This window comes from Neobacillus drentensis NBRC 102427, assembly GCF_001591445.1.
GTDB lineage: Bacteria > Bacillota > Bacilli > Bacillales > Cytobacillaceae > Neobacillus > Neobacillus drentensis.
The window spans coordinates 61203-81391 of record NZ_BCUX01000019.1; the positions used below are offsets into that span (position 1 = coordinate 61203).

17 protein-coding genes, 1 riboswitch and 1 other annotated feature (1 of these 19 only partly in view) are annotated in these 20189 nt (G+C 40.1%); of the genes, 13 read left to right on the top strand and 4 right to left on the bottom strand.

The genetic code is table 11. The features are described from left to right. Window positions 1–82: 82 nt before the first annotated feature. From BDR01S_RS10940 to BDR01S_RS10950, 3 genes are all read right to left on the bottom strand, one after another. The gene (locus BDR01S_RS10940) at window positions 83–2035 is read right to left on the bottom strand and encodes an elongation factor G (RefSeq protein WP_066254567.1); all 1953 of its coding nucleotides are present in this window, start codon (window positions 2033–2035) and stop codon (window positions 83–85) included. A gap of 178 nt (window positions 2036–2213) precedes the next feature. Continuing rightward, entirely contained in the window at window positions 2214–2726 is a 513-nt protein-coding gene (locus BDR01S_RS10945; protein WP_066254570.1) for a DUF3231 family protein, read from the bottom strand. A 444-nt stretch (window positions 2727–3170) separates the two neighbouring features. Continuing rightward, on the bottom strand, window positions 3171–3869 hold the full coding sequence (locus BDR01S_RS10950) for a DUF421 domain-containing protein (RefSeq protein WP_066254576.1): 699 nt from the start codon (window positions 3867–3869) through the stop codon (window positions 3171–3173). Window positions 3870–4096: 227 nt separating this feature from the next. Here BDR01S_RS10950 and BDR01S_RS10955 point away from each other — a divergent pair, with 227 nt between their 5' ends. From BDR01S_RS10955 to BDR01S_RS10995, 9 genes are all read left to right on the top strand, one after another. Then, the gene (locus tag BDR01S_RS10955; RefSeq protein ID WP_066254578.1) at window positions 4097–4969 is read left to right on the top strand and encodes a proline iminopeptidase-family hydrolase; all 873 of its coding nucleotides are present in this window, start codon (window positions 4097–4099) and stop codon (window positions 4967–4969) included. A 104-nt stretch (window positions 4970–5073) separates the two neighbouring features. Then, a riboswitch (TPP riboswitch) is annotated at window positions 5074–5182 on the top strand. A gap of 62 nt (window positions 5183–5244) precedes the next feature. Then, the gene (gene tenI / locus BDR01S_RS10960; protein WP_335582579.1) at window positions 5245–5937 is read left to right on the top strand and encodes a thiazole tautomerase TenI; all 693 of its coding nucleotides are present in this window, start codon (window positions 5245–5247) and stop codon (window positions 5935–5937) included. Further along, window positions 5921–7051: a glycine oxidase ThiO gene (gene thiO, locus BDR01S_RS10965; protein ID WP_082797394.1), complete on the top strand. Its 1131-nt coding sequence runs from the start codon at window positions 5921–5923 to the stop codon at window positions 7049–7051. Before tenI ends, thiO begins: the two co-directional genes overlap by 17 nt. Before the next feature lie 10 nt (window positions 7052–7061). Next, on the top strand, window positions 7062–7265 hold the full coding sequence (gene thiS, locus BDR01S_RS10970; protein ID WP_066254584.1) for a sulfur carrier protein ThiS: 204 nt from the start codon (window positions 7062–7064) through the stop codon (window positions 7263–7265). Between the two features lie 2 nt (window positions 7266–7267). Beyond that, window positions 7268–8035, top strand: coding sequence for a thiazole synthase (locus BDR01S_RS10975; protein ID WP_066254586.1), 768 nt, complete (start codon window positions 7268–7270; stop codon window positions 8033–8035). Further along, on the top strand, window positions 8032–9051 hold the full coding sequence (locus BDR01S_RS10980; RefSeq protein WP_066254589.1) for a thiazole biosynthesis adenylyltransferase ThiF: 1020 nt from the start codon (window positions 8032–8034) through the stop codon (window positions 9049–9051). The genes BDR01S_RS10975 and BDR01S_RS10980 overlap by 4 nt, the downstream gene beginning before the upstream one ends. A gap of 129 nt (window positions 9052–9180) precedes the next feature. Beyond that, window positions 9181–10422, top strand: coding sequence for an ATP-binding protein (locus BDR01S_RS10985; RefSeq protein WP_066254592.1), 1242 nt, complete (start codon window positions 9181–9183; stop codon window positions 10420–10422). Window positions 10423–10500: 78 nt separating this feature from the next. Beyond that, a complete protein-coding gene (locus tag BDR01S_RS10990) occupies window positions 10501–11757 on the top strand; it encodes an MFS transporter (RefSeq protein WP_235846544.1) in 1257 nt (418 codons plus the stop codon). 17 nt (window positions 11758–11774) lie between these two features. Next, on the top strand, window positions 11775–13103 hold the full coding sequence (locus tag BDR01S_RS10995) for an MDR family MFS transporter (protein ID WP_066254594.1): 1329 nt from the start codon (window positions 11775–11777) through the stop codon (window positions 13101–13103). Window positions 13104–13170: 67 nt separating this feature from the next. Here BDR01S_RS10995 and BDR01S_RS11000 read toward each other — a convergent pair whose 3' ends face one another. Next, window positions 13171–13683 (bottom strand): gamma carbonic anhydrase family protein, encoded by a 513-nt coding sequence (locus BDR01S_RS11000; RefSeq protein ID WP_066254595.1) that lies wholly within the window; start codon window positions 13681–13683, stop codon window positions 13171–13173. Window positions 13684–13993: 310 nt separating this feature from the next. On the opposite strand from BDR01S_RS11000, the gene pruA reads away from it, so the two are divergent. From pruA to BDR01S_RS11020, 4 genes are all read left to right on the top strand, one after another. Then, on the top strand, window positions 13994–15538 hold the full coding sequence (gene pruA / locus BDR01S_RS11005; RefSeq protein ID WP_066254597.1) for an L-glutamate gamma-semialdehyde dehydrogenase: 1545 nt from the start codon (window positions 13994–13996) through the stop codon (window positions 15536–15538). A 70-nt stretch (window positions 15539–15608) separates the two neighbouring features. Next, a complete protein-coding gene (locus BDR01S_RS11010) occupies window positions 15609–16814 on the top strand; it encodes an ornithine--oxo-acid transaminase (protein WP_066254600.1) in 1206 nt (401 codons plus the stop codon). Window positions 16815–16889: 75 nt separating this feature from the next. Continuing rightward, the gene (locus BDR01S_RS11015) at window positions 16890–18155 is read left to right on the top strand and encodes a Glu/Leu/Phe/Val family dehydrogenase (protein ID WP_418303041.1); all 1266 of its coding nucleotides are present in this window, start codon (window positions 16890–16892) and stop codon (window positions 18153–18155) included. A 177-nt stretch (window positions 18156–18332) separates the two neighbouring features. Next, entirely contained in the window at window positions 18333–19931 is a 1599-nt protein-coding gene (locus tag BDR01S_RS11020; protein ID WP_066254607.1) for an amidohydrolase, read from the top strand. A 123-nt stretch (window positions 19932–20054) separates the two neighbouring features. Then, window positions 20055–20189 (top strand) — a binding site (T-box leader); it runs 112 nt beyond the window's last position.

A 20189-nucleotide genomic window follows, 5' to 3' on the forward strand; every position in this document is an offset into this window, starting at 1 on the left:
CAATAGTGGATATTGACGACCGAATCTATGAAAAATACCAAGGAACGGTAGTCAATAGTCTACTTCTTAAACTCTAAACATACTACAAACAATGCATTTTACTTTCTGCTTCGTCCCACGGAACGGAATAGCCTTGTCCTTTAGCACAGAAGATGGAAGACGAAGTATACTCTGGATCAGCATCCTTATTGTAACCGATTCTTTCCATGATCTGGTTAGGATTATGGCAAGGGTAATAACCGCCGACAATAAGATTTATTATTCCTTTTCCTTTCGTAATCGAGTCGAACTCAGGTCCATAATTCATAAAGGTAGCGACGGGAACTTTCCCGGTTAATAGGGTTTTGTTTCCTTCCGTTATTGGATGGTTAAAGCTGCCGTGCGCATTTTGAATGTCTGTTAAGACTTTCCCCATATGTTCTAAATCCAATCTGATCTTAAAATCATAGTAAGGTTCCAGCAGAATATTGTTAGCTTTTTCAAGTCCCTGCCGCAATGCGCGGAAAGCTGCCTCCCTAAAGTCCCCGCCAGAGGTGTGCTTATTATGGGATCTTCCTGTTAGTAATGTCACCTTTAGATCTGTAATAGGGGAACCGGTAAGTAATCCATGGTGCTCCCTCTCAAAAAGGTGATTCCTGATGACGTTTTGGGTCCCAGCCGGTAAATGGTCAGTATGACCTACGCTTTCAAAGGTAATCCCTCTATTTCTAGCTGCAGGCTCTATTTTTAGATGGACCTCCGCATAATGTCCTAACGGTTCGAAATGGCCATAACCGATGACCTCTGAAGCGATTGTTTCTTTATGTAAGATCTCTGGTTCCGCAAATGAGACATCGAATAGAAAGCGTTCTTTAATTACGTGTTTAAGAACTTCAAGCTGGATAGTTCCCATGACATGAATATGAATTTCCTGGGTACGTTCTTCCCAGATGACATTCAGGGCAGGGTCTTCGGCATCTAACATTTTAAAATACTTCAACACTTCTTTCACATTCATTGATGGATCGAATATAACTTTGGATTTTAACGCGGAAACCAATTCGTATTCGGCTTTTTCCGCTAATGTTCCAAGACCATCCCCAGCAGAAACGGCCGAAAGACCTGTTACGGCAAAAATATCACCAGCGACCACTCGTTCCACGGTAGTAAATTTACCTCCATTATAAAATCTTATCTGCGTAATCTTTTCACAGATGAAGTTTTCTTCATCTTTATAGCTTAATTCGTCCCTTACTTTTAATACCCCGCGAAGTGCTTTAATAAACGTAATTCTTGTCCCTTTTTCATCATAGCGAATCTTATACACACGACCCGCAAAGGGTGCATCACTTAGATAATTGGTGGCAGTTAAGAGGTCTAATTTTTCAAGAAAGCTATGAATGCCACTGTCTTGTAGGGCGGAACCGCAAGCACTGGGGAAAAGTTGCTGTTGATTTATCAATGATCTCATGGTTTCTATCCATAGTGATGGATCATATCCTGTATCCATATATGTTTCTAAGAGGGACTCATTACGTTCTGCCACAAATTCAACCAGTTCCTCATTCATGTGCCCCTCAGTCAAAGTCTCAGTAATCTCAATCACATCCGTGGTAAAATTGCTGCGAATTTCGGCTAAGACTCTTGCAGAATCTGAACCCGCACGATCAGTTTTATTAATAAAGAAAAAGGTTGGGACCTGATGCTTTTGCAAAAGTCTCCAGACGGTTTCCGTATGCCCCTCAATACCTTCCACCGCACTAATAATCACAATCGCGTAATCCATTACTTGAATCGCTCGCTCCATTTCGGGTGAGAAATCGACATGTCCTGGGGTATCAATCAAATAGTAATGGGAATCATTAAAGGAAAACATAGCCTGATCAGCAAATACTGTTATCCCTCGTTGTTTTTCGATGGTATGGGTATCAAGAAATGTATCCTGATGATCGACGCGTCCTCTTTGTCTAATTGTTTTCGTATGATAGAGCAGTTGTTCTGCCAATGTGGTTTTTCCAGCATCGACATGAGCAAACATACCAATCGTCTTTTTCATCCTGCCACCTCAAATGTCGTTAACTATTTTAACTATTATACCAAATTGGTCACTCATCGTACTGACAAATAGATAATGTCAAAGAATTAAAATCAGGATAATGAGGTTTACAGCAGTCATTAGATGATAAATAGAAAAACACGGCAATTACTCACCGTGTTTTTGTTTGCTTTAATTGTTAACAATCATGATGTTTATTAAGATGTAATGGAGGAGGGATTAACCAGCCTTTTTCTTTATTTAAGCGCAGGACCTTTCCCCCAAGTGCAACCTTTTGATTATGGAATAGAGCATACATCATGGCAACATCTTCTCTAATAGATTTACCAATCACTGCGCTGCATGCAACTAAACCGGCAGCTATATCTGCACCAAGAGTAGCTGCAATAGCTGGATCGGGGATTCTTGCGCCAACAGGAATTTCTTCTAAGCATGCTTCAGGAGGCTCAGGTGCTGCTGGTGGTAAGCCAATGCCATTATCTTTTAAAAGCTCTTCCACTTGTTTCTTTTGTTGCTGGCCTGTTTCAATTGCTTCAACTAATAATTTCTTTAAATCATCGTCACCTGCATGATTTAACATCGTTTGATAACCCGCAATCATACTATTTCCGACTAATTGTGAAGACCAGATATCAAAGACTTCACCGTAGTGTAAAGGTTCTTCCTTAGGATTTCCACTTAAAATTCCCATTGTAGCCCTCCTCAATGTATAAGTAAGTTTATTCATTCAAAGTGCCACCTTTCCTTTAGCACAGCACAACTATATATTGTCCTGCTCGGCAAGTTTTAATCTAAAACCACAGCAGAAACATCTGGCAAAGGACGATAGTTTTATCAGGGTAAAACTAAGGACAGAATAGAAATTGGAATAAATATATGCTTAAATTTTCATGGCATGTTTTACGAATCTGGGGGTTAAATTATTAAAATCCTAGGACTGGTGGTGACAAAATGAATAAAAGGAATTTTAAAACGAAACTATTAAATATTAAAAGTCTAATTTCCATCTCGATCATATCCGGAGTATCATAAATCGGATTTGGCATATATTTTAGTTTTCAGGGGATAGATGCACTTTTTTAGGTGAAATTATTGAGAAAAATTCAATTCAAAGGGAACAGATATGAATCTTTTATTAATGAAGGATGTCGTTTTTTTTATTAATGTACAGGTTTCCATCTTGTTGAATTTCTGCATATAAAACGTTTCTGATATCTTGAACCCCGGCTTGTTGCAGTTTTTGTTCGAGCCATTCTGGTTTAATGTTTAGTTTAGTCAAATTCTTTTGGTCCATTACTCCGTCCGAAACAATCGCTGCATCTATCGGAGAAATACTTATTTCTGATGTTTCAATGTTCAAATCTTTTTTTGTTGCAGGCAGTTTGTATTCTTTTTTCATCACAGAAAGCTCTCCATCTGTTTCAAAAATGGCAAATTCAACATCTGCTATAGAGAAAACATCCTTTTTCCGAAGCATTGTATTAAGAGCATCAACACTTAATCGAGTTTTACGAAGTGACTTTTCAATGATTTGTCCTTTTTTAATGACTATCAAAGGTTCTCCTTCAATTACTATTCTTGCGTTTTTTGATTTAAGGTCAATCAAAGCCATTAAAATAGTAAAGAAACTCCAAGCAACTAATCCAATCACCCCGTAAATAATTTTAATATCAGGAACTAAAGCTAGAGTACCAGCGATTTCACCAATTGCAATAGCAGAGACAAAATTAGAAAAGGTCATTTGACTAATTTCTTTTCTACCCATAATTCTCGTTAAAATGAACAACACAAAAAATGATACAGTAATTCTAATTAGAAGCTCCCCATAGCCCATTTTTAGCCCACCTTTTATTTGTCGGTCGTGTAACACGTCAATATTATTATTATTTACGTAAGAAATGGCTTTTATTATTTATGGAGGTACCGAAGGACAAAGCTCCACCAATGACCAGACAAAATGTCTATCAGATGGGTTTCCGAATACAAAAAACAGGAATTTTTAGTACTGCTGCAGAATTTAGTCTAATTGGAGAAACGATTACATAAAGGAGAATGAGAATTATGTTAGAAGAGGGATACATTAATGTAACTGGCGGAAAGGTTTGGTATCAACTTTTTACTAAAAATGCCAAGGGGATTCCGGTTATTATCTTGCACGGCGGGCCTGGTTCATCGTGCTATTCGCTGCAAGGGTTAAAAGATTTAGCACAGGACCGTCCAGTTATCTTTTACGATCAGTTAGGTTGTGGTAAATCAGATCGGCCTACGGATTCGTCGCTATGGAGAATTGAAAGGTTTGTTGAGGAATTGGCCCAGGTGAGACGAGCGCTCAGCCTGAAAGAAGTACATATTCTTGGCCATTCCTGGGGGACGACACTTGCGGCTGCTTATTGTTTGACAAAGCCAAGCGGAGTGAAAAGTGTTATTTTCTCCAGTCCTTGCCTAAGCGCTCCATTATGGGAACAAGATCAAAAGCGAAATCTCGAAAAGCTCCCTAAAGAAGTTCAAGATATAATCAAAAGTTGCGAAGAAAATGGGACCACTGAGTCAGAGGAATATAAAACGGCAACAGAACAATTTAACAAAAACTTTGTCTGCCGATTGGATCCCTATCCGGAATGGTTAAAGCAGGGCTCTCAAAAAAGAAATCCTGAAATTTATAATATCATGTGGGGGCCTTCTGAATTTACAGTGCTTGGGAATCTGAAGGAATTTGATTGTACACCACGATTAAAGGAAATTAACTGTCCCACACTTTACACGTGCGGGAGGTTCGATGAGGCTACACCGGAAACCACGCAATACTATAGCAGATTAACTCCAGGTTCCTCGTTCCATGTGTATGAGCATAGTGCTCATATGCCGTATGTGGAAGAGCCAAAAGAGTATTTGAGTGTGGTAGGAAACTTCTTTAAAACAAGTGATTCTCGTTAACCTTAAAATTATTTTTTTCAAAAAATTGAATTAATTAATTGACAATCAAAAATGAAGTGTTAATATTATCCGTGCAGGGTAATCATACAAATAAATATGTGAAGCAAATCCGCTAGAGGTGCCTTTTTAAAAGGCTGAGATTGAAGTGATACTTCGGGACTCTATGAACCTGATCTGGGTTATACCAGCGTAGGGAAGTGGGAAACTAGATGTTTGAAGAACGAATGTTTCTATTTCAAATTATCAACCACTTTCTTAACTAAGGAAGTGGTTTTTTGCTTTTCACTTATTCATTATTCAAAAAGAAGGAGCTTCATAAAGGGGGGACAGGTATTTTAAGTAGCATAAAGGAGTTACATATCATTTCCAATGGTACCATGCCGGTGGAGCAGTTTCGTGACATCGCCATGGATATTCACCCATATGTAAATGCGATTCACTTACGAGATAAACAGAAAACAGCAAGGGAATTGTTTCAAGCAATCGACCTTTTGATCAAGGCAAACATACCACTTTCAAAGATTATTATAAATGACCGGGTGGATGTTGCTGTAGTTACAAGGGCGAGAGGGGTTCAATTAGCCTTTCATAGCTTAGATGCAGCCCTTGTAAAAGAGAGTTTTCCCGAACTAAGGGTTGGGAGTTCCATCCACTCCTACCAGGAAGGACAAAAGGCAAAAGAGAAGGGTGCTGATTACTTGCTTTTCGGCCATGTCTTTCCTTCTAAATCAAAACCGGGTAAGACCCCTCAAGGGCTTGAGGAATTAACTAGACTGACACAACTAGATATTCCCGTCATTGCCATTGGGGGCATAACAGCGGAGAATACGAGACAGGTCCTCCATGCAGGAGCAAATGGAATCGCTGTCATGTCGGGTGTTTTAGATGCACCTGACCCAATCTTAGCAGTAAAGGATTACAGAAATGTATTAAAAGAAGGAGGTGGATATGGTGGGAAATTCATTTGATGTTGCCATCATAGGGGGAGGAATAAACGGGTCCTCGATTGCCTATCAGCTATCAAAAACGGGAAGAAAAGTTATTATTATTGAAAAGGAACGATTGGCTTGCCAAGCTTCCAGTGCGGCTGCCGGAATGCTGGCAGCGCAAGCGGAAATTGAACAAGATGGTCCCTTATTTCAGCTGGCTCTAAAAAGTCAGGAGATGTTTCCAGCTCTCTCAAGCGAGTTATTTGAATATTCTGGTGTCGATATCGAATATGTAAATAAAGGTATGTTTAAAATTGCAGAAACTGAAGAAATAGCAACAGAGGTAAAGAAACAGGTCACTTTTCAAAAAAATTGGGATCCAACGATTACATGGCTTGATTCAAAGCAGTTACGAGAAATGGAACCGGCTCTATCACCAAGTGTAGCTGGGGGGATGTATCTCCCTAATGATGGACATGTGCAGCCGGCCGAGTTAACACTGGCTTTTGCAAAAGCAGCGGTCTATTTTGGGGCGGAAATTCGTGAAAATACAGAGGTCCTTTCTTTTATTTTTGAGAACGGTGTGGTTAAAGGAGTTAAAACTGCCAATGGCGATATCCATAGTAAGCAAGTTGTCGTTGCTACCGGAGCATGGGCTGCAAAACTAATCCGTGAATCCGGGTTAGACATTAACGTGTATCCGGTTAAAGGAGAATGCTTTTCCATTAAAACGGAAAGACCGATCATCAACACGACCATTTTTTCCGATAAACGCTGTTATCTAGTACCAAAACAAAATGGGGAAATCTATATTGGAGCTACGATGGTTGAAAATACATTTGATACTAAAGTAACACCAGGAGGGATTGCTGCATTACTAGAAAGAGCGACTCAACTGGTTCCTCAGATTAAGGATGCCGCGTGGGAACGAGTCTGGGCCGGTATTAGACCACAGACAGGAGACGGATTCCCTTACCTTGGTGAGCATCCAAGTTGGAAGGGCTTGTTCGTTGCAGCCGGGCATTTTCGAAATGGGATATTATTAAGCCCGATTACCGGGAAACTAGTAGCTGACCTATTAGACGGCAATCAGCTAAATGAGAAGCTTCTTTCAGCATTTCGCCTTGAAAGACACAAAGAAACGGTTGGTTAGGAGGAAAAAGATGAAGGTATTATTAAACGGTGAATGGATCCAATTACCTGAACATATCATAAATGTTTCAGATGTTCTCAAACATTATGATATTCACCAAAGGCACGTAGTGGTGGAAATAAACGGGGAAATATTAACTAAGTTAGAACACCAAAATACTAGATTAGCAGATAAAGATCGAATTGAAATAGTCCATTTTGTAGGAGGCGGTTGATTATGTTAAAAATAGGTTCATTATCCTTTCAATCTCGTTTGTTGCTTGGAACAGGGAAGTATCCAAGCTTTGAAATCCAAAAGGAAGCTGTCGAAGTTTCAGAAGCACAAATTCTCACGTTTGCCGTTAGACGAATGAATATTTTTGAATCAAGCCAGCCGAATTTTTTAGAACAGCTGGACACCAATAAATATACACTTCTGCCCAATACTGCAGGAGCGAAAACGGCAGCAGAGGCTGTCCGTATCGCCAAATTAGCGAAAGCTTCCGGTCTATGCGATATGATTAAAGTGGAAGTGATTGGCTGTGATAAAACCTTGCTTCCGGACCCGATAGAAACCCTGAAGGCCACCGAAGAATTAGTCAAGGAAGGATTTATTGTCCTCCCATATACATCCGACGACGTTGTTTTAGCTAGGAAACTTCAGGAAGCCGGCTGTCATGCTGTCATGCCGGGGGCCTCGCCAATCGGTTCTGGTCAAGGTATCATTAATCCCTTAAACCTGAGCTTTATTATTGAACAAGCGGTTGTCCCTGTGATTGTGGATGCCGGGATTGGTTCACCGGCCGATGCGGCATTGGCGATGGAATTAGGAGCGGATGGTGTGTTATTAAATACCGCTGTGTCCGCGGCACATGATCCGGTAAAAATGGCCAAAGCGATGAAATTAGCAATTGAAGCAGGTCGGTTAGGCTATGAAGCAGGTCGAATAGAGAAAAAAAGATATGCCACAGCAAGCAGTCCAAAGGAAGGAATGAGTATCGGGTGAATAATCGCTACTCACGGCAAGAGCTGTTTTTACCCATTGGCAAAGACGGGCAAGAGCGAATTTCCAATAAACATGTTCTCATCATCGGTGCAGGTGCACTTGGATCAGGATGTGCTGAAGCACTGGTCCGTGCGGGAATTGGTCAACTAACCATCGTGGATCGTGATTATGTGGAATGGTCTAATTTACAGCGGCAACAGTTATATTCAGAAGACGATGCCAAAAACCGAATTCCCAAAGCAATCGCAGCAAAAAACCGCTTACTAGCGATTAACTCCTCTGTGGTGATTGAGGCCATCATTGCGGATGCCTCCGTCGTAGAGCTTGAAGACTGGGTGAAAAAAGTAGACCTTATCATTGATGCAACGGATAATTTCGAAACAAGGATGATCCTTAACGATGTTTCACAAAAGTATAGTGTCCCATGGATATATGGAGCTTGTGTAGGGAGTTACGGAATATCCTACACGATTATTCCTGAAAAGACGCCTTGCCTTTCTTGTTTAGTAGAAACTGTCCCGCTAGGAGGACTAACCTGTGATACAGCTGGGATTATTAGCCCAGCTGTAAATATGGTCGTTTCCTATCAAATAAGTGAAGCATTAAAAATTTTAGTTGGTGACTTGGATTCATTGCGAAACAAATTAGTTTCGTTTGATTTATGGAAAAATCAATATAGTGCTATACAAGTAGATAAATTGAAAAAAGAGGATTGTCCTTCTTGCGGGAATGAACGCACCTACCCCTATTTATCATTTGAAAATCAAACCAAAACAGTTGTACTATGTGGAAGGGATTCTGTTCAGATCCGACCTTCCTTACCAACCATACGTGATTTGGAAGCATTAGAAAAAGTGTTTGCGAAACAGGAGGGAACTGTACTGCGAAATCCTTTCCTTATATCTTATAACGTGGAACCGCACCGATTAGTCGTATTTAAAGATGGCCGGGTATTAGTACACGGAACGAAGGATATTTCCGAAGCGAAGGCTCTCTACCATAGATACTTAGGTTAATGAAATGAAACAACCGCTGCCTATTAGGGCAGCGGCATCTTTTTTTGTATTTTTTTAAATTTAATAGAGGTATATATATAATTCTGTCGAATTGCATAAGTAAATATACCTAATTAAGAGGGCTAAATAATGAACCGATCGGGACAAATTTTTCTTGTATTACTTTCTATTTTATTTACCAGTTACCAAAAGATCTACGATCATCATCCTTTCTTTTCGTTCGACTTTTTTCTGTTTACCCTGATTGCCTGGGTAGTGGGCTGGCAATATGATAAGGCACGATACTATGAAAAAAAGGCACGTGCTAGCGAAGAGAGCTATAAGAAATTGATTGATTCATTGCCGGCACCCGTCTACGTCACGAGGAACCATAAGCTATTATATATAAATAAAGCTGCAAAGAGCATGATTGGGGCCACTGATCTAAAGGATTTAAACGAAAATTCAATTCTCGATTTCATTGCTCCGGATTATAAAAACCGTTTGCTTGAACGATTTAAACAAATAAAAAAAGAAAAGCAGCCTGTAAATACGATTGAATATAAAGCAAAACGGTTGGATGGAACTCCATTTTACTTTGAAGTCTCTAGCTTGTTTATTGTTTTTGGAGGGAAAGAAGCGGTATTGTCGATTGGGAAAGATATTACGGAAAAAATGGAAGAAACAGAACGTCTGCTTCAAAAGTCTGAAAAACTGGCTTTGCTAGGTCAAATGGCGGCTGGAATAGCTCATGAAATTCGGAATCCACTCACATCAATCAAAGGATTTATACAGCTCTTAAAGACTGGCAACAGGAAAGAAGAATATTTTGATATCGTATTATCTGAGCTTGACCGGATTAATGAGATCGTCGGGGGATTCCTGGTCCTTGCCAAACCAACCGCTGCTGTCTTTATGACACAGGATATTAAGCAATTATTAAAAGATGTTGTCACCTTAATTAACAACCAGTCGTTATTAAATAATGTCCAAATCTTAATAGAATTCGAAAATGATTTACCATTGATTAGCTGCGAAGAAAATCAATTAAAGCAGGTTTTTCTAAATTTACTTAAAAACGCAATGGAAGCTATGCCTAAGGGCGGAAATATTAATGTGGTCGTAAAGGAAAAAGAAGCAGGGAAAATCTCAATTCAGATTATCGATCAAGGTGTTGGCATCCCGCAAGAACGGATTTCTACATTAGGAGAGCCGTTTTATACAACAAAAGAAAAAGGAACCGGTCTTGGCTTGATGACTTGCTACAAAATTATCGAAGGCCATAATGGGGAACTACATATACATAGTAAAATTAATGAAGGAACCACAATCGAGGTCATCTTACCTACGATTACTCAGCCGTTATTGAAGATGGAAGTAAGCCATTCTTAGTGAATGGCTTATTTTATTTAGATGAAAAAATGATAAAATATCATCATAGATATAGATTAAGGGATTAGGAGGGAGTTTGTGGGTTCGTTACAAACGAAACAAATGTCTAGTGAGTTTACGTTTTTCCAACTGTTTAAGCAATCTAAGCACTTCTCTGCGTTACTTTTTGGACAAATTTTTTCTTTATTAGGAAGTTCGATAACGAATGTGATCCTGCCAATTGTTGTCCTTCAATTATCAAAATCAACCGCAATGATGGGAACTGTGATGGCTGTCTACATGCTGCCTTTTGTCGTACTTCTCCCTGTTTCGGGCATCCTGGTTGATAAAATGAACAGAGTAAAAATTATGTTTGTTGTTGATCTTGTTCGGTTCTTTCTCATGATGCTATTAGCTGGTTTAGCTTTTATGGGTCAACTGAATATGATATTTCTGTTTATCATAATGTTTATTATGGGAACAATGGATAGCTTCTTTCAGCCGGCCTATTCCGCGGTTCGAGCAAGGGTATTTACGAAGGATATTCGCAATGCGGCCAACTCGATTACCCAAGTAAGTGTCCAGGCCTTAAGGATCTTTGGACCGATTATTGGAGGAATGATTATCAGCTCGTTTTCTGCGGCGTGGGGTTTTGGAATTGATGCGATCACCTACATAATATCGTTGTTCTTTTTATTAAGCCTTCGATCTTTATCCTTTCAGCAGTCGACCGTCACTTTAGAAAAGAAAAACTCGATCAAACAAGATTTCTTAGAAGGCATTGAGGTCCTAAAGCAAGAATCCTGGCTGTGGATTACAATTCTTACATTCTCGTTAGTTAACATATTTTCAGGCGGGATCATTCGAATCTTAATTCCTTGGCTCATTAATGTCTATTATCAATTTGAGCCTGTTGTGTTTGGTCTCGTCCTTTCCGCATCAGGAGCCGGGGCAATCGTCTGTGGCATAGTGTTTGGATTACGGAGAGAATGGAAGAAAAGAGGCCTGCTCGCCTATATTGGTGTGGCTGTAAGCGGACTTGGCTTATTATTTATGCCATTCATTTCATCGGTTCCTTTTTTAATGGTATTTATGTTCCTGGAAGGAGCAGGGATGATGTTATTCGGCTTGATTTGGGAAATCAGTCTCCAAGAATTAGTTCCTGAAGATAAATTTGGACGTGTAGTCAGTTTAGATATGCTTGGTTCCTTTGCCTTACTGCCTGTTGGTTATTTACTAACAGGATGGATCGCAGAAGGAATTGGTGAAATCATCACTTTTGTTACCTTTAGTATTGTCATCGTTCTTATTTCTGTCTTAGTCATGTTTAATAAAGGGATTAGGAATTTTGATTAAATGTATCGGAGGAATTTATGAAAAAAAATAGGTATGTGTTTTGGGGTCTCGTCATTTCTACCCTCATATCAGCACTTGACGCAAACATAATGCAAACGGCAAGCCCTACCATCGTGAAACAACTCGGAGGAATGGAGTTGTTCGCGTGGATATTTGTTGTTTATATGTTAGCAAGCACTGTTACCGTGCCGCTTTACGGCAAATTATCGGATATGTATGGTCGGAAAAAGCTATTAATACTTGCTGTGGCAATATTTACTGTAGGCTCAATTCTGTGTGGGTTGGCCAATTCCATTGTGACGCTGATTATTTTTAGAGGTGTGCAAGGGATAGGGGCAGGCGGGATGATTCCGCTCTCCATGATCATTGTGGGTGATTTGTTTACGATTGAAAGCCGAGGAAAAATTCAAGCGGTTTTTAGCAGCATATGGGCCATTTCATCTATTGTTGGACCTGTGTTGGGTTCGTTCTTTGTGGAAGAACTAACCTGGAGATGGATTTTCTTTATCAATGTTCCAATTGGGATTGCAACTGTTCTATGTCTGATTCCATATAAAGAAAAAATCGAATTCAAGAAGACCCATATTGACTACAAAGGCTTCTTCTTATTTGGAATATCGATTTCGCTCTTATTGTTATCTACTAATGTTAGAAACTCTTTTTGGTATATTTTCATTGGAATCATTGGTTTGATTATTTTTCTTTTGGTGGAGAGGAAAGAAGCACATCCGTTCTTACCTGTTTCGTTGTTTAAGAACAAAGGGATCCTCATGACTAATCTTTTTATGTTAGTTTACTGTCTGTCCTTTTTTGGAACATCCAACTTTATTCCATTGTATCTTCAAGAAGGAAGTCATATGAGTATTTATAAAAGTGGTCTAATTCTTCTCAGTATTGCGGTGGGCTGGATGTTTGGAAGTACCCCGGCCGGGAAGTGGATTATCCGCTTTGGATACAAAATCTTATTTATAATCGGAAGCGTGATAACGACTGTTTCCGGTTTAGCTTTATACTTATTTATTGCGGATTTATCCTACCTAAGTTTGTTTTTCATCTTAACGATCCAGGGTGTTTCATTCGGACTATTATTTGCGGTAGGAACGATCGCTTCTCAAGAATTTGCAGAATCCCACATAAAAGGGATGTCAACATCACTGCAAATGTTTCTAAAAAACATTGGGACCTCGATCGGAGTTACCATCATGGGACTGATCATCAATCAAGCCGCAAACATCGTTATTGGAATAAAAAATGTCTTCCTTTATGCCCTATGTTTGAGTTTCCTAACAATCCTACTAAGCTTTTTAATCCCTGCTAAAACACCTTCCGGTAGTAAGAGTAAATAGTTTAAAACTTTATGGTGCCTGACATCAACAAATGTTGGTGTCAGGCACCAATTTTTATTCCTAATATTTATTTAAGTATCTCCCTAAACTCTTTCCCCCGTTTAACATAATGCTCGCTCGACATCTGTAGCAAATCGAGATCCTTTTGCGTTATTTCGCGGACTACTCTTCCCGGAGAGCCCAACACAAGGGAGCGGGGTGGAATTTTAATTCCGCCGGATAACAGCGTATTGGCCCCAATAATACAGTCGTCACCAACTTCCACATTGTCTAAAAGCGTGGATCCCATGCCAATAATACATCGTTTGCCAACCTTACAGCCATGCAAGATAACATTATGGCCAATGGTCACATCATCTGCAATTTCGACCGGAAATCCTTCGAATAAATGAACCGTAGAATTATCCTGGATGCTGCATCGCTCACCAATGATGATCGGTCCGTCATCTCCACGTAATACCGCATTAAACCAGACTGATGAATCCTTTCCAATTCTCACATCCCCAATTAAATATGCTCCGGGTGCCACAAATACTGAATCATGAACCTCGGGCGAAATACCCTTGTAAGGGATTAACATATGAATCTCTCCTTTAAATGACTGAATTGTCTTTCTATTAATCTAAATATATCATTAATTCACTAGTAAGATGTTAAGAATTCTATTTTTCACTTTCAAATAGATCATCCTCTTAAAAATTTGTTTGCATCTATTTATGGATTCAATTTTTCGAGTGCAAAATATTTTTGCCTTTTCTAAACAATTATTTATTTTGCGCAAAATATTTTTGCACTAAAAGAATCATAAACCCTTTAATAATGCAAAAAACCAAGTTGGCACGTAACTTGCATAATTATTTACTGTAGCAAACGACAAGGGGGAACAAAAAATGAAACCGTATACACATGAACCATTTACTAATTTTGATGATGAAAAAAATAAACAAGCTTTTCAAGAGGCACTTGCATACGTTCAATCACAATTAGGAAAAGATTATCCAGTTGTTATTGGTGGAGAAGCCGTTACTACTGAGGAAAAAATTATCTCTATAAATCCGGCAAATAAAGAAGAAATTATTGGTAGAGTATCAATGGCCGACCAAGAATTAGCAGAACAGGCTATGAATGCCGCATTAACCACATTTGAAACTTGGAAAGCATGGAAGCCTGAACATCGAGCCAATATTTTATTTAAAGCAGCTGCGATAATGCGCCGCCGTAAACATGAGTTTTCTGCTTATCTAGTGAAAGAAGCCGGAAAGCCATGGAAAGAAGCAGATGCCGATACAGCAGAAGCCATCGACTTCATCGAGTATTATGGCCGTCAAATGCTGAGATTGAAAGAAGGCTCGCCAGTACAAAGCCGTGACGGAGAATTTAATCAATATAACTATATCCCACTTGGGGTGGGAATTATCATTTCACCTTTTAACTTCCCATTAGCGATAATGGCCGGAACAACTATTGCAGCGATTGTCTCTGGAAATACCGTACTTCTAAAGCCTGCAAATTCCACACCAGTGGTTGCAGCTAAATTTGTTGAGTTGATGGAGGAGGCTGGACTTCCAAAGGGCGTCTTGAACTTTGTACCGGGAAGCGGCGCGCAAATCGGAGATTACCTTGTTGATCATCCAAAAACACGCTTCGTATCTTTTACAGGATCACGAGAAGTAGGCTGCCGTATTAACGAACGTGCTGCTAAGGTTCATAAAGGACAAAAATGGATCAAACGGGTCATTGCTGAAATGGGTGGCAAAGACACTGTCGTTGTAGATAACGATGCGGATTTAGATTTAGCTGCAGCAAGCATTGTCTATTCTGCTTTCGGCTTTTCAGGCCAAAAATGTTCAGCGGGCTCCCGGGCAGTTATTCATCAGGATGTTTATGATACGGTCATTGAGAAGGTGGTTGCTTTAACAAGAACACTTACACTTGGCAACCCTGAAGATGTAACTAATTATATGGGACCAGTTATTGATGGCAAATCGTTCAAAAAAATCATGGAATATATTGAAGTTGGCAAGCAAGAAGGCCGGCTTATGACTGGCGGCGAGGGCGATGATTCTAAGGGTTACTTCATTCAGCCGACTATTTTCGCTGACCTAGATGAAAATGCCCGACTCATGCAGGAAGAAATTTTTGGTCCCGTTTTAGGTATTAGTAAAGCACGTGACTTTGATCATATGATGACGATTGCCAATAACACCGACTACGGATTAACAGGTGCTTTGATCACGAATAACCGTGAACATATCGAAAGAGCACGCGAAGAGTTCCACGTCGGAAATCTTTACTTTAATCGCGTATGTACGGGTGCCATCGTTGGTTATCAACCGTTTGGCGGATTCAATATGTCAGGAACAGATTCCAAAGCGGGGGGTCCTGAATATTTACTGCTTCACATGCAGGCAAAAACAACTTCTGAAACATTATAAGAAAAGCGCAAGCGCCCTATTCAGCGGCGTATGGCCTAGAGCGTCAAAACAAATTGAAGGAGGAACTATTATGACAGTCTCTGAAAATACTAAAACAAAGCAAATCATTGAACAAACTGATAAATTTGGTGCAAATAACTATCATCCACTGCCAATCGTTATTGCAAAGGCGGAAGGAGTTTGGGTGGAAAGCCCAGAAGGAAATCGTTACATGGATATGCTTAGCGCCTATTCTGCGGTTAACCAAGGACATCGCCATCCAAAAATTATCCAAGCATTGAAAGATCAAGCCGATAAAGTGACCCTAACTTCCCGTGCTTTTCATAATGATCAATTGGGTCCATGGTATGAGAAAATTTGTCAGTTAACCAACAAAAATATGGCACTTCCAATGAATACAGGAGCAGAAGCTGTTGAAACGGCCCTAAAAGCTGCCCGCCGCTGGGGTTATGATGTAAAAGGGATTGCTGAAAATCAAGCAGAAATTATTGCTTGCGTTGGGAACTTCCATGGCCGGACAATGGGCGCTGTTTCCTTATCATCAGATCCAGAATATAAGCGCGGCTTCGGTCCAATGCTGCCTGGAATTAACCTCATTCCTTACGGTGATCTTCAAGCACTAAAAGAAGCGATCACTCCGAACACAGCTGCCTTTTTAATCGAGCCTATTCAAGGGGAAGCAGGAATTATTTTACCACCAGAAGGATTTTTAAAAGCAGCATCGGATTTATGTAAGGAAAACAATGTATTATTCATTGCCGATGAAATTCAAGTGGGCTTGGCACGGACCGGGAAAATGTTTGCTTGCGATTGGGAAGATGTGAATCCAGACATGCTGATCCTAGGTAAAGCACTAGGTGGCGGTGTGTTCCCAATTTCTTGTGTGGTGGCAAATTCTGATATACTAGGCGTCTTCAATCCAGGTTCCCACGGTTCTACATTTGGAGGAAATCCTCTGGCATGCGCGGTCTCACTTGCAGCCTTGGCTGTCATTGAGGAAGAAAAACTGGCCGAGCGCTCGCTGGAAATAGGTCAATATTTCTTTGATTTATTACAATCGATCGATAATCCAAAAATTAAAACCATCAGAGGCCGCGGCTTGTTTATCGGCGTAGAACTAACCGAAGCTGCAAGACCTTATTGTGAGCAGTTAAAAGAAGAAGGCTTATTATGTAAAGAAACACATGATACAGTTATTCGGTTTGCACCACCGCTTACGATTACCACAGAAGAAATCGATTGGGCTTTTGAAAAAATCAAAACAATTTTAAGCTAATTTTTATATAAAAAAATAATAATCTATTATTCGACGGGGTGTCTGGGGATGTCTGTTAAAACAATAGTAACTGAAATGGAAAAAGAACAACAATCGGAAACAGAATCATTAAATTTGTTCAAATCAACCCAAACGATTATTCAACAAGCCCTAAAAAAATTAGGCCATAACAACGAAATGTACGATTTATTAAAGGAACCGATTCGATTGTTAACCGTTCGCATTCCTGTAAGAATGGACGATGGTTCTGTCAAAATATTTACTGGCTATCGTTCCCAACATAATGATGCAGTCGGTCCCACAAAAGGCGGCGTCCGCTTCCACCCAGAAGTGGATGAAGAAGAAGTAAAAGCCTTGTCCATCTGGATGAGCTTAAAGTGCGGCATCACGAATTTACCATATGGCGGCGGTAAAGGCGGCATTATTTGTGACCCACGCAACATGTCGTTTAGAGAACTTGAAGGTTTAAGCCGCGGTTATGTTCGTGCCATCAGCCAAATCGTTGGACCTTCAAAAGATATTCCAGCACCAGATGTTTATACGAATTCGCAGATTATGGCCTGGATGATGGATGAGTACAGCCGTCTGCGCGAATTTGATTCACCAGGATTTATTACCGGGAAACCAATCGTCCTCGGCGGTTCTCAAGGTCGTGAAACTGCGACTGCCCGCGGTGTAACGATTTGTATCGAAGAAGCATTGAAGAAAATTGATAAACAGCTTCAAGGAGCCCGTGTTGTTATTCAAGGCTTTGGAAATGCCGGTAGTTACTTGGCGAAATTTATGCATGATGCAGGAGCTAAGGTGGTTGCTGTATCCGATGTATATGGCGCTATTTATGATCCTAACGGACTGGATATTAATTACTTGCTTGATCGCAGGGATAGCTTTGGCACATTCTCGCAGCTCTTTAAAGATACAATCACAAACCAGGAACTACTAGAATTAGACTGTGATATTCTGGTGCCGGCAGCTATTTCGAATCAAATCACTGCAAAAAACGCAGCCCAAATTAAAGCACCGATTGTTGTGGAAGCAGCGAATGGACCGACTACACTTGAAGCAACAAGAATTCTCACTGAACGCGGTATCATCCTTGTTCCAGATATTCTTGCAAGCGCAGGCGGAGTAACCGTTTCATATTTTGAATGGGTGCAAAATAATCAAGGCTATTATTGGACAGAAGAAGAAGTAGATGAAAAGCTTAAGAAAGTAATGGTAAGTTCCTTTGAAAATATCTATCAAACTTCTAAATCACATCAGGTAGACATGCGCTTAGCAGCATACATGGTTGGGATTAGGAAAGTAGCAGAGGCCTCTCGTTTCAGAGGATGGGTATAAAGGATCTTAAATGATCTGATAGGGATTTCGAATTGCTATAAAAAACTCTTTCCGTTTCTATTCGGAAAGAGTTTTTTTCATGTCTTTAATATATATTTTGAATTAAGATAATCTATCGAGCTGCCGGCATGCTGTTATAATAGAAGAAAAATTATTTTTGTATGTATGGAGGTTTAAATGACCAGGACAATTTTTACAAATGGGTCTTTCTATACTTTGGACCCAAGCCAGCCAATCGTGGAAGCAGTCGTCGTTGAGAAAGGCAGGATCATTGATTTAGGGACTCACCAAGAAATGATTTTGCAATGGGGCCGAACAGGGTCAAAACTCGTTGATTTACAAGGGAAAATGGTTACACCTGGATTAATCGACAGCCACCTGCATCTTTCAGGTGTCGCATTCAACTTTTTAGATCTTAATTTAACTGGGATGAAATCGAAAGGCGAAATGCTAGATAAAATTCGAGAAAAGGCGAACACTGTGGCTCCAGGTATGTGGCTCGTCGGTATGGGCTGGGATGAGAACCTCTTTACAGAAGGGAGCATTCCCACCATTGAAGAATTAGATCATGTCGCACCACACTGTCCGGTGTACCTAAAGCGAATTTGTCACCATGCCTTTTTGGTAAATAGCAAAGCACTTGATATGAGTCAGTATCATCCCTCAAACACAGTCCCTATAGGTGGGACTGTTGTTCTTGATCAGATGACTAAGAAACCAACTGGATTACTGCTGGAATCAGCTTCTCAATTGATTACAAACTACATACCAGTGCGAACCTATCAAGAGTTAAAAGATTGTTTGCAGCAAGCGATGCAATTTGCAGTCAAAAAGGGATTAACAAGTGTACACACGAACGATCCTGCTTATTTAGGCGGTCTGGATGCAACTTATAAAATGTACGATGAATTACTTAACCAAGAAGGGCAGGGGTTACGCTGCAATCTGCTCATTGATTATCCCTTTCTCCCTCGATTGATAGAAAGAGGGATGTCTGCAGGTTTCGGAAATGAGAAATTACAAATTGGGGCGATTAAAATTTTTGCTGATGGGGCTTTTGGAAGAAGAACCGCATTGCTGTCCAAGCCCTATCACGACCAGCCTGGCCAATATGGTGACGCCATGTATGATCCAGAAACTCTTTATCACATGGTTCAAGAAATCCGTGCACACGCCATGCCACTAGCTGTCCATACGATTGGCGACAAGGCTTTAGAAAATGTTCTAGATGTACTCGATCAATTCCCAAAAGTGGAATACCGAGATCGCATTATTCACACGTCTCTGGTTCGGAACGATTTAGTTCAGCGCTTGGCAGATTCGAGTCGGATTGCTGATATTCAACCAAGATTTGTGGTTAGTGATTATCCTTGGGTGAAAGAAAGAATTGGAGAGAAGAGGGAGCCATATTTATATGCATGGAAAACGTTACTTGATTCGGGCGTTTTATGTTCCGGCGGTTCCGATGCACCGATCGAACTAATCGATCCTCTGCTTGGTATTCATGCTGCGGTTACCCGTAGAACTCCCGGTGATCTTCATGAAGGTTGGAATGCCAAAGAGAAACTCTCAATGTTTGAAGCCGTTAAGCTATTTACGGCTGGGGGTGCGCTTGCTACCAATGAAGAAAATCTTAAAGGTACGATTTCAAGAGGTAAGCTAGCAGATATGACGGTTTATTCAAACAATCTATTTACAATGGGGAATCCTGACGAGTTACTGCAAACAGACATTGAAATGACCATCATCGGTGGCGAAATTAAATATAATAAATAAGGTAATGACAGTGATAAAATAGTCCTAAATCAATGAAAGCGCTTTATAATTGACTAAATAATTAAAATTATCAAAAAATATTGACAGGTTATTTTTTCAGTGGTAATCTTATTAAAAATTGAAGACAAGTCAATGATGAGAAGAGTAGATTAAGCCCTTGTTCTACAGAGAGTCGACAGTTGCTGAAAGTCGATGTCAGGACCTATTCGAAGATCATCTCGGAGATGTGTAGCTGAAACTTAGTTAGTAGGCTATACC

Bases quoted from the DNA above. Each gene is read 5' to 3' on its own strand.
- BDR01S_RS10975 (WP_066254586.1), top strand. From the start codon at position 7,268: ATGTTAAAAATAGGTTCATTATCCTTTCAATCTCGTTTGTTGCTTGGA.
- BDR01S_RS10950 (WP_066254576.1), bottom strand. From the start codon at position 3,869: ATGGGCTATGGGGAGCTTCTAATTAGAATTACTGTATCATTTTTTGTG.
- BDR01S_RS11020 (WP_066254607.1), top strand. From the start codon at position 18,333: ATGACCAGGACAATTTTTACAAATGGGTCTTTCTATACTTTGGACCCA.
- BDR01S_RS10945 (WP_066254570.1), bottom strand. From the start codon at position 2,726: ATGGGAATTTTAAGTGGAAATCCTAAGGAAGAACCTTTACACTACGGT.
- pruA (WP_066254597.1), top strand. From the start codon at position 13,994: ATGAAACCGTATACACATGAACCATTTACTAATTTTGATGATGAAAAA.
- BDR01S_RS10940 (WP_066254567.1), bottom strand. From the start codon at position 2,035: ATGAAAAAGACGATTGGTATGTTTGCTCATGTCGATGCTGGAAAAACC.
- BDR01S_RS11010 (WP_066254600.1), top strand. From the start codon at position 15,609: ATGACAGTCTCTGAAAATACTAAAACAAAGCAAATCATTGAACAAACT.
- BDR01S_RS10995 (WP_066254594.1), top strand. From the start codon at position 11,775: ATGAAAAAAAATAGGTATGTGTTTTGGGGTCTCGTCATTTCTACCCTC.
- BDR01S_RS11015 (WP_418303041.1), top strand. From the start codon at position 16,890: ATGGAAAAAGAACAACAATCGGAAACAGAATCATTAAATTTGTTCAAA.
- thiS (WP_066254584.1), top strand. From the start codon at position 7,062: ATGAAGGTATTATTAAACGGTGAATGGATCCAATTACCTGAACATATC.
- BDR01S_RS10985 (WP_066254592.1), top strand. From the start codon at position 9,181: ATGAACCGATCGGGACAAATTTTTCTTGTATTACTTTCTATTTTATTT.
- BDR01S_RS11000 (WP_066254595.1), bottom strand. From the start codon at position 13,683: ATGTTAATCCCTTACAAGGGTATTTCGCCCGAGGTTCATGATTCAGTA.
- BDR01S_RS10955 (WP_066254578.1), top strand. From the start codon at position 4,097: ATGTTAGAAGAGGGATACATTAATGTAACTGGCGGAAAGGTTTGGTAT.